Annotated in this window: 13 protein-coding genes; 6 read left to right on the top strand and 7 right to left on the bottom strand. The window is 52.2% G+C overall.

Annotation, left to right across the window (positions count from 1 at the left end; genetic code table 11):
• Positions 1 to 342: 342 nt before the first annotated feature.
• The 3 genes from PAG01S_RS17980 to ssuD form a co-directional block, all read right to left on the bottom strand.
• Complete coding sequence (locus tag PAG01S_RS17980) at positions 343 to 1,728, bottom strand: LLM class flavin-dependent oxidoreductase (protein WP_062759506.1); 1,386 nt, start codon at positions 1,726 to 1,728, stop codon at positions 343 to 345.
• A gap of 68 nt (positions 1,729 to 1,796) precedes the next feature.
• Positions 1,797 to 3,209 (bottom strand): FAD/NAD(P)-binding protein, encoded by a 1,413-nt coding sequence (locus tag PAG01S_RS17975; protein WP_062759505.1) that lies wholly within the window; start codon positions 3,207 to 3,209, stop codon positions 1,797 to 1,799.
• A gap of 19 nt (positions 3,210 to 3,228) precedes the next feature.
• Complete coding sequence (gene ssuD, locus PAG01S_RS17970; RefSeq protein ID WP_062759504.1) at positions 3,229 to 4,401, bottom strand: FMNH2-dependent alkanesulfonate monooxygenase; 1,173 nt, start codon at positions 4,399 to 4,401, stop codon at positions 3,229 to 3,231.
• Positions 4,402 to 4,675: 274 nt separating this feature from the next.
• Here ssuD and PAG01S_RS17965 point away from each other — a divergent pair, with 274 nt between their 5' ends.
• Complete coding sequence (locus PAG01S_RS17965; RefSeq protein WP_050680244.1) at positions 4,676 to 6,565, top strand: sigma-54-dependent Fis family transcriptional regulator; 1,890 nt, start codon at positions 4,676 to 4,678, stop codon at positions 6,563 to 6,565.
• Between the two features lie 119 nt (positions 6,566 to 6,684).
• Complete coding sequence (locus tag PAG01S_RS17960; protein WP_170933491.1) at positions 6,685 to 7,611, top strand: sulfonate ABC transporter substrate-binding protein; 927 nt, start codon at positions 6,685 to 6,687, stop codon at positions 7,609 to 7,611.
• A 315-nt stretch (positions 7,612 to 7,926) separates the two neighbouring features.
• Here the strand turns inward: PAG01S_RS17960 and yahO are convergent, their stop codons facing one another.
• From yahO to PAG01S_RS17945, 3 genes are all read right to left on the bottom strand, one after another.
• The gene (gene yahO, locus PAG01S_RS17955) at positions 7,927 to 8,196 is read right to left on the bottom strand and encodes a DUF1471 family periplasmic protein YahO (RefSeq protein ID WP_010257103.1); all 270 of its coding nucleotides are present in this window, start codon (positions 8,194 to 8,196) and stop codon (positions 7,927 to 7,929) included.
• 275 nt (positions 8,197 to 8,471) lie between these two features.
• Positions 8,472 to 9,608, bottom strand: coding sequence for an HlyD family secretion protein (locus PAG01S_RS17950; RefSeq protein ID WP_062759503.1), 1,137 nt, complete (start codon positions 9,606 to 9,608; stop codon positions 8,472 to 8,474).
• Between the two features lies 1 nt (position 9,609).
• Positions 9,610 to 9,936 (bottom strand): DUF3302 domain-containing protein, encoded by a 327-nt coding sequence (locus tag PAG01S_RS17945; RefSeq protein ID WP_033759973.1) that lies wholly within the window; start codon positions 9,934 to 9,936, stop codon positions 9,610 to 9,612.
• Between the two features lie 594 nt (positions 9,937 to 10,530).
• Between PAG01S_RS17945 and pqiB the strand changes: the two genes are divergently transcribed.
• From pqiB to PAG01S_RS17925, 4 genes are all read left to right on the top strand, one after another.
• Positions 10,531 to 12,183 carry an intermembrane transport protein PqiB gene (gene pqiB, locus PAG01S_RS17940; RefSeq protein WP_062759502.1) on the top strand — a complete coding sequence of 551 codons (1,653 nt, stop codon included), beginning with the start codon at positions 10,531 to 10,533 and terminating at the stop codon, positions 12,181 to 12,183.
• A gap of 140 nt (positions 12,184 to 12,323) precedes the next feature.
• The gene (locus PAG01S_RS17935) at positions 12,324 to 12,575 is read left to right on the top strand and encodes a type II toxin-antitoxin system Phd/YefM family antitoxin (RefSeq protein WP_022624281.1); all 252 of its coding nucleotides are present in this window, start codon (positions 12,324 to 12,326) and stop codon (positions 12,573 to 12,575) included.
• Positions 12,572 to 12,859: a type II toxin-antitoxin system RelE family toxin gene (locus tag PAG01S_RS17930; protein ID WP_010257115.1), complete on the top strand. Its 288-nt coding sequence runs from the start codon at positions 12,572 to 12,574 to the stop codon at positions 12,857 to 12,859. Before PAG01S_RS17935 ends, PAG01S_RS17930 begins: the two co-directional genes overlap by 4 nt.
• Before the next feature lie 362 nt (positions 12,860 to 13,221).
• Positions 13,222 to 13,536: a hypothetical protein gene (locus PAG01S_RS17925; RefSeq protein WP_062759501.1), complete on the top strand. Its 315-nt coding sequence runs from the start codon at positions 13,222 to 13,224 to the stop codon at positions 13,534 to 13,536.
• Here the strand turns inward: PAG01S_RS17925 and PAG01S_RS17920 are convergent.
• Positions 13,533 to 13,908: DUF4225 domain-containing protein (locus PAG01S_RS17920; RefSeq protein ID WP_155724513.1), on the bottom strand; the 376-nt coding region annotated here is incomplete at its 5' end. The genes PAG01S_RS17925 and PAG01S_RS17920 overlap by 4 nt on opposite strands.

Below are 13,908 nucleotides of genomic sequence, written 5' to 3'. Positions count from 1 at the left end.
ATGAATTACTGGCATAGTTAACAACCAACAAAATCAGATAACTATTATAATTAATTCAATAAGATAGGATTATATTTCACCCACGCCAGACCCCGCATGAAATATTAAAATTCATCCGGTAGTGTTCAGCGAAATGTTGTTTTTTATACTGCTGAAACGGTTGAAGTTTCAGCAGTATATGGCAGACCTGTTTAGCAACGGTTAACAGCAATGACCGGTCCGGTAATGCCTGTCCATTAACCGGCGACAAGACGTACTCTTGTCTCCTTGCACCTTGCTATGCGCCGGTTATTCATGCCGGGCAGCCAGCCGTCTCTGTTATGAAACTTCCACCCTTGCTGCTCACTGTTCCAGATCCGCACTCCGGCGATAACCGGCACCCGGATGCGGCGACGCCAGCCGCGGCCCCTTGCCAAATAACTTTTCACGCAGCGTGCCGGGCTGATACTCCTGCTTGTAGACGCCACGCTTTTGCAGTTCCGGCACCAGCAGTTCCACCACGTCAGTAAAGGTTTCGTGTGTTACGGCGTAGGCGAGGTTAAAACCATCGACGTCTGTCTCTTCGACCCAGCTTTGCAGCTCATCGGCCACCGTTTTAGCGCTGCCCACCAGCAGCGGACCAAATCCGCCAATGCCCACCCAGTCTGCCAGGCCCTGCACCGTCCATTGGCGGTTGGGATCGGCAGTGGAGAATGTCTCAACCGCCGACTGAATCGCATTGGTGTGCAGATGTTTCAGTACCTGATCCGGCTGATACTGCCCGAAATCGATGCCGGTCCAGCCTGAGATCAGCGCCAGCGCGCCTTCGTAACTGACATAGCGCTTGTACTCCTGCCATTTGGCCTGCGCCGCCAGGTCGGTTTCGCCAACAATGACTGTCTGCAGGTTGAAGATCAGTATGGAACGGGGATCGCGTCCCGCTTCAGCGGCTCTCCGGCGAATATCCGCCACGGTTTTCTTCAGCAGCACTTTTGAAGGGGCCGCTACGAACACGCATTCGGCATGCTCCGCCGCAAACGCTTTACCGCGGCTGGAGGCGCCTGCCTGATATAGTACCGGCGTGCGCTGCGGCGAAGGTTCACACAGATGGATGCCGGGCACCTGGAAGAATTTACCCTGATGATTTATCGGATGGATTTTATTCGGGTCACTGAAAATATGACGTTCACGATCGCGCAGGACCGCGCCATCTTCCCAGCTTCCCTCCAGCAGCTTATAGATAACCTGCAGATATTCATCGGCATAGTCGTAGCGCGCATCGTGGTCGGTCTGGGCCTGATGTCCGATATTACGCGCACCGCTTTCCAGATAGGAGGTTACAATATTCCAGCCAATGCGGCCTTTGGTCAGATGATCCAGCGTCGAGATCCGCCGCGCAAACGGGTAGGGGTGTTCAAACGACAGTGAGGCGGTCAGGCCAAAGCCCAGATGTTCCGTCACCAGCGCCATCGGCGTGATTAACGCCAGCGGATCGTTTACCGGCACCTGCGTGGCGTGCCGAATCGCGGCCTGGTTATTGCCATTGAGCACGTCGTATACCCCAAGCACATCAGCAATAAACAGTCCATCAAACCTGCCGCGCTCCAGCAGGCGTGCTAAGTCGGTCCAGTACTCCAGATCTTTGTACTGCCAGGAACGATCCCGGGGATGCGCCCATAAGCCGGGCGATTGATGACCGACACAGTTCATATCGAAAGCATTCAGGCGAATTTCACGTTGCGATGACATAGCGACTCCTGGGCGGATGCGGCAATCGCTTGCCACCCACCTTTTAGTGATTGTTCCGGAAGGGTGATTCAGTAGATGAGTGAGCCGGGACATCGCTCGCTGAGGGGCAGCGGCGTGGTGGAGAGTAGCTGCCGTGCTACGGACTCAGCGTGTTCTGCAACCTGCGGTAATCCCATGAGTTCGCCAAAGCGACCACGCGCGGCAGGCCCGGCTACATAGAGATGAGGATTGGCATCACCCTGCGCATTCAGCGTCTGTGACAGCGCGTTAACCTGAATGCCCAGCGCCAGCGGATCGGGCTGAATCACGCCGTCGCCGTGGAGCTGGCGCAGCAGCGCGTTACTTTTAAGCAGTGCGTTGTGCGCTGGCCCGGTGGTGACAATCACTTTTTCCACCACCCGGATTTCTGATTGCGCTCCACGCCGGCGCAGCGTCAGCTGAAGATTGTTTCCCACCGCTTCCGCGCCCATCAGCCGCGCCGCCAGCAGTGACAACTGACCGCTCGCCTGCTGCTGGTTGAGAATCTGACTTACCTGCGGGGCAATCCGGTAGCGGTGAACATCCCACCAGGGGCGAAGATGGTGCAGAAAACGCTGCTGCTCATGCAGTGAAAGGCTCTGCCAGATACGCTGGCCGTTACGGCGGATATCATCCAGCACCAGCTGCCAGGGCAGATTTAACGCGGCTGCCTGTTTTACCTCCTGACGCACCCGATGTAACCAGCCACGTGCGCTGGCGGGCTGTGGCTGACTGTAATCCAGGGTGTAGCTCTCATCGCTGCCGCTCAGGTTGGCTCGCGGCAGCTGTCCACGGCGTGAGAAGGCGGTAATCTCTCCGCGATGCTGCTGGCGATGCAGCGATGCCACCACATCGGACATGGTCAGCCCTGAACCGATAATCGCTACCCGATCGTCAGGTGCGACCTGTGCCAGCGCGCCATTCTGCCAGGGATTGGCAATCAACCCCGGATGCCCCTGTAAGGGCTTCAGCAGCGCAGGCAGGTCCGGCGGTGGATGGCTGATGGCCAGCACCACCTGATCGGCCCGGATCTTCTGCCCTGAGGCTGTGGTCACTACACCATGCTGCAGCGCAACCGCGCTATCACGCAGATGACTAAGTTTTACCGGCGAATGCTGCTGCTGATGCACAAACTGCGCATTGACCCAGCGACTAAACTCCCCGCGTTGCGGGTAGACATTGCCGTCACGCCACAACGCGTCCGGGTCGGCCTGAAAGGCGGGCGATGCGCGATAGTCGCGGTCAAATATGCCCTCCTCATCCCCAGCAAGCTGCATTCTGGCGGCTGGCACATTGATGCGGTGGGCCGGATCGGTGGTGCCGTATGCCACACCCTGAGCAAGCTGCGCTCGTGGTTCAATCACCGTCACATGCAACCCTGCCTGGCCAGCCCGGGCCAGATGGATTGCCAGCGCGGTGCCGGTAAAACCACCACCGATAATGACTATCTGCTGCTGTGACATAAGCGAACCTTCTCTTCTGTTAACTGGCGCTGGCCTGTTTATCAGGACGACGGTCGCCGCCAATGGTTTCACCAAAAGGACCGGTGTTCACGCTGCGCTGTTTCTTTTCGGCGTTGGCAGCCAGCGGTAACAGCGGCATCACCAGTTCAGCGAAACGGTGCGCCTCTTCAAGGTGCGGATAGCCGGAGAAAATAAAGTTCTCGATCCCCAGCGCCTGATACTCCCGGATGCGATCGGCTACCTGCTGCGGACTCCCCACCAGCGCAGTACCGGCACCGCCGCGCACCAGGCCGACGCCTGCCCAGAGATTGGGGCCAATGCGCAGGCTGTCTCGCGAGCCCTGATGCAGCGCGCTCATCCGCGCCTGTCCGGCTGAGTCCATGCGGGCAAAGATCTTCTGCGCGGCGGCAATAGTCTCTTCATCCAGATGAGAAATCAGCCGATCCGCAGCCGCCCATGCTTCCTCTTCGGTTTCACGGACAATGACATGCAGCCGGATGCCGTAGGAGAGGCTACGACCACTCTCCTGCGCCCGCTGACGAACCACCGCCAGTTTTTCCGCCACCTGTTCAACCGGCTCGCCCCACGTCAGATAAGTGTCGATCTGATTCGCCGCAACGTCGATAGCGGCATCAGACGAGCCACCAAAATAGAGCGGTGGGCCATTTTCCTGCACCGGCGGGAAGAGGATCTCAGCGCCTTCCACGCGGATGTGCTCACCCGAAAAATCGACCTTCTCGCCTTTCAGCAGGCGGGAGTAGACCTCAAGAAACTCTCTGGTCACCTGATAGCGCTCTTCATGACTCAGAAAGATGCCGTCACCTTTGTTCTCAACCGGATCGCCGCCCGTGACCACGTTAATCAATAACCGTCCGCCAGAAAGCCGATCCAGCGTAGCCGCCATACGCGCCGCCAGGCTTGGCGGTTGCAGGCCAGGACGTACGGCTACTAAATAGTGCAGCTTTTTGGTGATCGGTGCCAGTGCAGAGGCGACCAGCCAGGAATCCTCGCAGCTCTTACCGGTCGGGATTAATACACCGTAGTAGCCCAGATTATCTGCCGCCAGCGCAACCTGCTGTAAATAGGGTAAATCGACTGCTCTGCCGCCTTCGGTGGTGCCAAGATAGCGCCCATCGCCATGGGTGGGCAGAAACCAGAAGAGGTTGAGGTTTTCCTGTGTCGCATGACTCATTAGCAGATTCCTTTATAACGATATTTGAATTTAATACATAGGCATAAATTCTTTAGTTATATAGCTTTTAGCAGGATGCGTGCCAGTCTGCTACTTAATATTTATCTCATTAATTCAACGATATATTCATAATTTCGCTTGATGCATATTGCTGCATTTGCGACAGGTAAAGTTACAGCCTGCTGCATTGGCAACAATCCGGTCCGGTTAGCCTCTCGTTTCCGCGTTAGCCACGCGGTATGGTCATGGCTTTCCAGTTAACCCGGTAAATGAGATGCAAATTACCAGCCCTGAGTTGATTGACCCCGCATCGCGCGCCTTTAAAAGCGTGCTGGATCAGCTTGCGCCTACCGACGCGACGGTGCTGATCATTGGTGAAACCGGCACCGGCAAAGAGGTGATGGCGCGCTATCTGCATCATCACAGCGCCCGCAGCAGACAGCCATTTCTGGCGGTCAACTGCGGTGCCCTCACTGAGAGTCTGGCGGAGTCGGAGCTCTTTGGTCATGAGAAAGGGGCATTTACCGGCGCACAGGATCGGCATCGCGGCTGGTTTGAGGCGGCAGAGGGCGGGACGCTGCTGCTGGATGAAGTCGGTGAACTGAGTGCGTCGCTGCAGGTGAAGCTGCTGCGCGTGCTGCAGGAACGCGAGATTACCCGTGTGGGTTCCTCCCGGGCTGTAAAGGTCAATGTGCGGGTCATTGCGGCCACCAACCGCGACCTGGCGGTGGCGATTCGTGAACGGCGCTTCCGGGAAGACCTTTACTACCGGCTGAATGTGGCCAGCGTCACGCTGCCGCCGCTGCGCCAGCGATGCGAAGATATCCCGGTGCTGGCCACTCACTTCCTGCAGCTCTATGCGCGCCGTCTGGGCCGACCTCAGTTACGTCTCAGTGAAGATGCTGTCGCCACGCTGATGGACTACAGCTGGCCGGGCAACATCCGCGAGCTGGAGAACACCCTGCATAATGCCGTCCTGCTCAGCAAAACCTCGCTGGTCACGCCGCAGCAGCTCCGGCTGAATAACCTCACGGGTAGCGAGTTACCACCGGGAGAGGAGGCGCTGGATCAGTTTTTACGGCAGCAGATGCAGCAGAGCGAAACACCGCTCTATCCCCGGGTGATTGAGGCGCTGATAAAGAATGCGCTGGAACTCACCCAAGGCAATCAACTGCAGGCCGCCGCGCTGCTTGGCATCAGTCGTCATACGCTGCGCACCCAACTGGGCCATCTGGGAGTGATTAAACCGCGCCGCACTTCACTGCGTCAGCGCGACACTTCTCTGAATCAGCAGCCCGAACGGGAGCGGGAACTGCGCATCGGTTATCAGAAATTTGGCAACCTCGGCATCCTGAAAGCGCGCCAGTCACTGGAACAGCAGCTGGCCGATAGAGGCGTCAGCGTGCTGTGGAGTGAGTTTCCTGCGGGTCCGCAGCTTCTGCATGCGCTGAGCCAACAGGAGATCGATTTCGGCACGACCGGTGAAGTTCCCCCCTTGTTTGCGCAGGCCAGCAACAGCCCGATGGTTTATGTGGCCTGGGAACCCGCCGCGCCGCAGAGCGTGGCACTGCTGGTACCGAACAGCAGCCCGGTTCAGCAGATTGGCGATCTCAGAGGAAAACGCATCGCCGTAAATCGTGGTTCCAACGTTCACTATCTGCTGCTGCAGATTCTGGATGAAGCGGGTTTAGGGCTGGATGATGTGCGCATCGTCTATGCACCGCCCAAATATCCGCTGACGCCCAGCGATCTCAACGCAGTGGATGCCTGGATGATGTGGGATCCGCTGCTCAGCGATGCAGAGAACAGCGGACAGTTCAGGGTGATCGCTGATGGCACCGGCCGGGTCAATAATCATCAGTTTTACCTTGCCGAACGCGGGTTCGCCGCGCAGTCGGGCGATCTGCTGCAGGTTCTGCTCACCGCGCTGGAGCAGACTGGCCGCTACATCGATGCACACCGTGCTGAAGCCGCTGCGTTGCTCTCCACCGAACTCGGGATATCAGCGCCTTCACTGATGCATGCCTTAGCGCGGCGCAGCCACCAGACCCAGCGCATGAACTTAGCCATCATTCGGGAACAGCAGACCATCGCTGACCGCTTCTATGCACTGGGGCTATTGAGTCGCGCCATTCGGGTACGTGAGTCGGTCTGGCATCCATAGCGTTTTTTTCGCTAAGCATCGAACATTTGATCGCTAAGCGCTTCAACCTGCGTTTGTTATGTTGCGCTGACAACAACCAGACTCAGGAATGAGAGATGAAAAGAGTTTTGCTTAGCGCAATGATTATTGCCGCCCAGGCGGGATTAGCGTTCAACACCCAGGCTGCAGCAGAGAAGCCCGAAACAGTTAACATTGGTTTTCAGAAAGCCAATATCTTTGCCCTGTTGAAATATCGCGGCACGCTGGATCAGGAATTTAAAAAACAGGGGATTGCGGTTCACTGGATTGAGTTCCCGGCCGGGCCGCAGATGCTGGAAGGCCTGAACATCGGCAGTATCGATCTGGCCGCAACCGGCGACGCGCCACCGACTTTTGCTCAGGCCGCACAGGCCGATCTGGTTTATCTGGCACATTCTCCCGCCAACCCCAAAACTGAGGCGATTGTGGTGCCCGCCGACTCCCCCATTAAAAGCGTGGCGGATCTCAAAGGCAAACGCGTGGCGCTGAATAAAGGCTCTGACGTTAACTATCTGCTGGTCACTGCGCTGGAACAGGCGGGGCTGAGCTATAAAGACATTACACCGGTATATCTGCCACCCGCCGATGCGCGTGCCGCTTTCCAGCGCGGTGCGGTGGATGCCTGGGTAATCTGGGATCCTTACTACGCAGAAGTTGAAACCAACGCCCACGCGCGGCTGATTAAAAATGCCGAAGGCCTGGTGCCACACTACACCTTCTATCTTGCCAGCCGTAAGTTTGCGGAAACCTGGCCGCAAATCGCCAGCCAGGTGGTGGATGAGCTTGGGTCGCTAAGTACCTGGGCCAATCAACATCAGGAAGAGGCGGCAAAAATCATGTCCACCTCAACCGGTCTGCCGCAGCCAATCTGGCAACGGGCGCTGGCAAGGATGCCGTTCGGGGCTGAGCGGATGACACCTGAAGTCTTCACGCAGCAGCAGGCTCTGGCCGATAAGTTTACCCAGATTGGTCTGTTACCAGTGAAGGTCGATATCCGCAGTGCAACCTGGTCGCTGGATAAGAAATAGGGGGAGGCGGGCGGCGGCTGATTAGGGGAACCTTCGCCTGACGGCTGATAACGCCATCGCCTGGAGTTAATGTAAGTGCAGGCGGATTAGCGTGACGTGTTATCCGCGCATCAGCCTGGGCAGATAAGGTCCTGTCACCGACGTTCAGCTCATCCTCGCTGAAAACGGTTTAAAGTCCTGATGGTGCTGTAAGAAAGATGCCCTTTACGTTAGTAAAGGGCATCGATTAACCTGTATTAAGAACATATTTCCTGAGGCTCCGAAAAAAATCATCTATTTCAGTCTGTATTTCAGACAGATAGCTTCGTTACTTCGCTATTTTTTCTTGTATACATCAGCGGTACCTTTAATTTTGTTATTCGTATTGGCTGAGGTCAGCACGAACACATCGCCGCCTTTTTTATCGGCCATTTCTGATAGCTCCGCTTTTGCATCTGAAGGGCTGGTCTCACCTGATGTTGAGATATCGCCTATCTTTTCATACTGATCCTTCACTTTCATAAAATCATTCTTTGACATCATTTCGGCAGCAAATGAGCCAAACGATAAAGAGCAAATAACCACACCAAAAATTAATTTTTTCATATGCGTATCCTCGGAATGTTATAAAAGACGATTAGCATTCGTAACTACATTTAAAACATAGCATATTCAATGCAAACAGCTATTTCAAAAGCTTATTTACGATCCTGTTTTGTGATAACCGATCAGTAATTTAATTAACCACCCATCGTGTTTTCAGGGTAATTTCAAATCAGGGCTTATTACAAAGTCAGGCCGCTCATAACTGTTCTGATTAACTTCTTCTGAAAGGGGGCAAACGGTTAATCGATGGAAAGTTAAGGATATATTTATCATCATCAGTGATCCAGGTAGAGGTAATGCACCCAGCTGGTCATTCTCAGCAAAATTTTACGCATGACCGAAACATGCGTGAAGTGGTCAGAATAGACCGCAACCTGAGCAAATATGCCGTCTGGCAATGCATCAACGTCCTGATTTGGGTTTAATTCAATTATGGCTAATACGCCGTCAGAACCTGAAGCAAGGCTCAGTGATTGCACCGTTCCCTGTGCCTGATAAGCTCCGCCAGGAACCACTGGCAAAACTCTGAGCAGTTTTCCTGAGAATACCTGTCCCGGAAGGGCATTAAAAACGACCTCTGCTTCATCTCCCGCCGTGAGGCGAAGCAGGGAATTTTGTCTGAACTGAGCAATGATCTGACGTTTTTGTACAGGAATGAATATCATGACCGGGCGCAGCGGCAGGGCGGCTGCGTAGCTTCCGGGACGGATTAAGACCTGAGTGACATAACCATCACTGGGTGCGCGAACAACCGTCTGATCCAGGTTATACCGGGCTTCTGCTAATTGCGCGCGCAGACTGGCTATCTGGGATTGTTCTCCTCCTGATACACTGGTCAACTGGCTTCTGAGCTGCTCCTGTTCCGCCAGAGAACCTTTTACCAGGGCATCCTGCGCCAGAAATGCCTGCCTGGCATTATCAATGTCACGTTCGGAGAATGGATTGACTTTCGCCTTACTGCCTTTGAGATAGCGTTGATAGTCCAGAAATAATCTATCCCGCTCAGCAGATACATGGGTTGTGTAGGCAACGGCTTCGCTTAATTGTCCTTTCATCGCTTCAATATTGTTAATAGCGGTGCTCAGGTCGGCTTGTAATCTTTCGACGCGGACCTGATAACGTGTCTGATCCAGGGTGAAGAGCATTTCTCCCTTTCTAATAAGCACTTCTTTTTTATCAGTAACTTCATTTACGACGCCGGTCACTTGTGGAGTAACAGGAATCGCGACAACCGCTTTTTGTGCCAGTGACGTATAGGGATGGTTATAATTCATTAGCAGAATTAGCGCACTGACCAGAAAAACGCCACCGAGGGCCGCTGTTGGCACTGTCCATTTATTGACGGGTATGCGAAATATTTTAAAAACAGCCCAGGCTATCGCAACGTAGCTTAAAATAATGAGCAGATCCATATCATCGCTCCGGTCGCAGCGGTTTCGAATCAGCCTGTAAACGCTCCAGTTCTGCTACGCGCTGCTGCAGTTCCAGTAATGAAGTGTACTGGTTCTGCATACCCCAACCACGATCCGGACGATAAAGAGTGGCCCAGATCCACAGGAAAGGCCATATGACATGCAGTGTAAACAAACTTACCCAACCTGCGACGTGAATTGCATCGGCATGAGGATGATTACGGGACTTTGCGATTAAATAGGGAATATCATGAAGAACGATAATTCCATAAAAAATAATTATGAAAACGAAGATCAGCATACCCAAAGCAAAATAGTTAAGGAACATAGGTGCCTCTGCTAAATTGGAATGCGAAGTGAAATTAGAACGTCTGCAAGAATGTTTCTATTCGTAAAAGAGTTAACCTGACACACCTTGTTGACAGACGCAATACCAGAAAGTCATGCAGCGCTCAGGGATTTGAGGCACTTCAGCGAGGACGTAGTTGGGCAATACTGTTCATTGGTGATGATTTTAGTGGATTTATTACACTTTAAACGCAGGATTATTCCTCTTTATTTTGAGTCGTTAACCTCCATGATATTGGTAACTGATTGATTTGATTTTATTAAAATAACATGACACGTTGATCACAGATTTGTATTTCTAAAGCTTTATTTAAAAAAATATCTTTATACTTATTAACTATCCTGTCCCGACGTTGTTGCGAATTATCCGATCCATTATTTACTGGAAAATAATAGATCTCCGTTTGATAGTAGATTTTATGATCCTGACTTATTGAAATTTAACGCTTAATGATGAGATTAACTATCATGGCCTCAGGAAAGACCAGCGAATACATAGCCCTGAGATCGAATCCTTCTTCAACAGAACGCCCTGAAAAGTTCAGGTTACTCTGTTCATACACGAGTCCATACTTTGTCGGATAAGCCTGATAGTGCTCATGTAAACCCCAACAAAAGATGGTCTTCTGTCTGGATCATTCCCTTTGTCACGCTGCTCATCGGTGCCTTTTTATTGTATTACCATAAAAGCCAGCAGGGACCTCTGGTGATTCTGATGACCGAAAACGCACAGGGGATTAAGGCAGGTAAAACCGTAATAAAAAACCGCAACATTGATGTGGGTGTCGTTGAAAGTACCGAGCTTACTGACGATCTTAAGCACGTCGAGATCAAGGTTCGCATGCACACTGGTATGCAAAAACTATTGAACGGCAATAGCGCTTTTTGGGTGGTCAGGCCTGAAATTGGATTCGAGGGGATAACGGGCTTAAGTACCTTGTTCTCAGGCGCCTATATAGCCTTACAGCCAGGTTCTCCGGGGCCAGCGCCGGAACGCTATCGGCTGTCAGATGCGCCTCCCCAGGCCTCACCGAATGCAAACGGGATCAGAATCACGCTTAATAGTCGTGAAGCGGGGCAACTCATGCCGGGCTACCCGGTACTGTTTCGCGGCCTGCGTGTCGGGTCAGTCGAGAACAGCCGGTTTGATATGGAAAAAAGGATGATGCGTTATCAGGTTTTTATCGCTTCGCCCTTTGATCAGCTTGTCACCTCAAACGTTCGTTTCTGGAAGAATAGTGGGATTGCTGTGGATTTATCCTCATCCGGGATGCGCGTGGAGATGGGCTCCATCACCACATTATTAAGTGGCGGGGTCAGTTTTGACCTGCCTGAAGGCGTGGCCCTGAGCCAGCAGGTTAAGGGCGTAGCAACTTATACTCTTTATGACGATCTGCGAAGCATCGCGAATTCTCGTTATACCGAACACCTCGACTTCGTGATGTTCTTTTCCGATTCTGTTCGCGGACTTCAGGCAGGCGCGCCTGTCGAGTTTCGTGGAATACGCCTGGGGACGGTTGCTCAGGTTGCTTTTAACTCGCCAGAGATAACCCAGAATTTTCGCAGCCATTATCAGGTTCCCGTACTGATTCACATTGAACCCCAGAGATTCATGAGCGGTATGAGGCAAGACTTTGACCTGGAGAAAAAGTTACAGCTGGGTAAAAAACAGGGGTTAAGAGGCTCGCTGAAAACAGGCAGTCTGCTTTCTGGTTCGCTGTTTATCGACTTAGACTATTATGCAAATGTTGAACCAGACAAAGGACCGGATATCGTCGCGGGTTACAAAGTCATCCCCACAACGCCTGGTGGTTTAAACCAGATACAGCAAAAGATTATGGCTATAGTGGATAAGATGAACAGCCTTCCGCTTCGGCCACTGATTTCAGTTGCGACCGGTACGCTAAAACAAAGTCAGCGCACCATGACAGAAATACAAAAATCGCTCAGGCATATTGATGGATTTATCAGCAGCCCTGCAATGAAAACACTGTCTGAGGATATGCAGCAAAGCCTGCAACAGCTCAGCCGCAGCATAAAAGGTATTCAGCCTGGATCGCCCGTATATCAAAAATTGACGGGGGATATGCAGCGTCTGGACCTTATGCTCAGAGAATTGCAGCCGCTTCTCAAGACCTTAGATAAGAAGAGCAACGCGCTGATTATTCAGGATGCTGCAACTGACGATCCTGTTCCTGTCGGCGCGAAAAAGAGAAATGAAAAATAATCCCATCTTCCGGCATTTCAAATAGCTCATTCAGCTTTTGCAGTTCATCAAACATAGCCATTTGTATCTATTGAAAGAGACTGGTTATCAGGTCTTCAGGCTGCTACTATAAAGACCTGTTAAGCAGTCCTGGAGGCTCTATGCCAAACATTATTTTAAGCGATACCAGTGCCAGCGTAAGCGAACTGAAGAAAAACCCGATGGCCACGGTTAGTGCAGGTGACGGTTATCCTGTCGCCATTCTTAACCGCAACCAGCCTGCATTCTATTGCGTCCCGGCTGAGCTTTATGAACAAATGCTTGATGCCCTTGACGATCAGGAACTGGTTAAGCTGGTCAGTGAACGCAGCGGCCAGCGTCTGCTTGATGTCGATTTGGATGCGCTTTTGTGAGTTATACCGTCAAATTCAGGGAAGAGGCTTTTAAAGAGTGGCAGAAGCTGGACAAATCTCTCCAGCAGCAGTTTGCCAAAAAACTGAAGAAATGTTGTGATAATCCCCATATTCCTTCTGCCAGACTACGTGGGATTAAAGACTGCTATAAAATCAAACTCAGAGCGTCCGGGTTTCGCCTGGTTTATCAGGTAATAGACGACCAGCTGGTGATTGCCGTTGTTGCTGTGGGTAAACGCGAGCGCAGCGATGTTTATCATCTTGCCAGTGAAAGGATGCGGTAGGGAGGGCGGATTTGGCCGTACACACCTATTTTTGACAGGGCTACAAATCTTATCAGGATTTACTACTAATAAGGGTCAGGAGGATGTTGGCATCAAAAACGTATATTGTGTTGGCAGAGATGAAAACGTTAGCTACGGTCTGTTTTGATACGCCGTAAAACCCGAAAAAGCTGGAACACATGACAAATTCCTTCCTGGCTGTGCGATGACTTAGGTGTAATATTATCAATAATTTGTAGGGGAATCTCACGTATGACATCTAATAGTAGTCGGGTCAATGTGGGGAAAACCGGGATCGATAACCGGACCACTTTTTGTTATATCTTGTGGTGTTCCCTGGAGCATTTTAAGGATGAAAAGCAATGATAGTAAGTGAAGATGCCCTGCTGCGCTCAGGCTTTAGCTCCGCAGACCTGCGAAAAGTCAAAAACAACCTGGAAAGTTATGGCGGTTCCCTGGGGGATGCCATTCAGGATCTGTCCAGACGCTTCACAATAGCGCTGACCGTTGTGCTGTGTTGTCTTGCTATCTTTATTTTTTTGCTCTTTGCTGGCTCCAGCGAGATCGTTTTTTCCGGCGGAATTGCGCTGCTCTGCGGTTGTGCGGTTGCCATTTTTGTACAACCGCCTGTGTTGTCTTATAAGTCCTGGCGATACCAGAGAGCGAACAGAAATTAGCGACTCTGCTGATCGGTCGTGAGAAGGTCAAAAACTACTTTCGCTTTGACGCCATAGTCCACGATTTTCATCGTTAATTTTGGTCTGCTCATGGTGTCAACTTTCCGGTAATAATCACGGGGCAACCACCGGAACAGATGCCACGCGCCGGGTTTTCTTGCCAGACCAAAAACACTGTAAACGCTGGCGCTCAGTGTAGCCGCATTGTAAAGTGCCATTCCTGTATTCGGGCTGAATCCCATGAACTGCGCAGCCTCTATTACCCCATCTGCAAAAATTCCTTCAGAGTGCGACTCTTTGCCGTAACGGAGATGACTGACTTCCTTCGATATGCCATTTACGCCGTCAATGAACAGCGTGGCACCGGCTAGT

Origin of the sequence: Pantoea agglomerans NBRC 102470, assembly GCF_001598475.1 — a bacterium.
Classification (GTDB): Bacteria; Pseudomonadota; Gammaproteobacteria; order Enterobacterales; family Enterobacteriaceae; genus Pantoea; species Pantoea agglomerans.
Note: the sequence above shows the minus strand (reverse complement) of the source record. Positions and strands in the feature narration are given on the sequence as shown.

Coding starts and splice junctions, on each gene's coding strand:
- PAG01S_RS17945 (WP_033759973.1), bottom strand. CDS start 9,936: ATGTTCCTTAACTATTTTGCTTTGGGTATGCTGATCTTCGTTTTCATA.
- PAG01S_RS17935 (WP_022624281.1), top strand. CDS start 12,324: ATGCCAAACATTATTTTAAGCGATACCAGTGCCAGCGTAAGCGAACTG.
- PAG01S_RS17960 (WP_170933491.1), top strand. CDS start 6,685: ATGATTATTGCCGCCCAGGCGGGATTAGCGTTCAACACCCAGGCTGCA.
- PAG01S_RS17950 (WP_062759503.1), bottom strand. CDS start 9,608: ATGGATCTGCTCATTATTTTAAGCTACGTTGCGATAGCCTGGGCTGTT.
- PAG01S_RS17980 (WP_062759506.1), bottom strand. CDS start 1,728: ATGTCATCGCAACGTGAAATTCGCCTGAATGCTTTCGATATGAACTGT.
- yahO (WP_010257103.1), bottom strand. CDS start 8,196: ATGAAAAAATTAATTTTTGGTGTGGTTATTTGCTCTTTATCGTTTGGC.
- ssuD (WP_062759504.1), bottom strand. CDS start 4,401: ATGAGTCATGCGACACAGGAAAACCTCAACCTCTTCTGGTTTCTGCCC.
- PAG01S_RS17965 (WP_050680244.1), top strand. CDS start 4,676: ATGCAAATTACCAGCCCTGAGTTGATTGACCCCGCATCGCGCGCCTTT.
- PAG01S_RS17975 (WP_062759505.1), bottom strand. CDS start 3,209: ATGTCACAGCAGCAGATAGTCATTATCGGTGGTGGTTTTACCGGCACC.
- PAG01S_RS17925 (WP_062759501.1), top strand. CDS start 13,222: ATGATAGTAAGTGAAGATGCCCTGCTGCGCTCAGGCTTTAGCTCCGCA.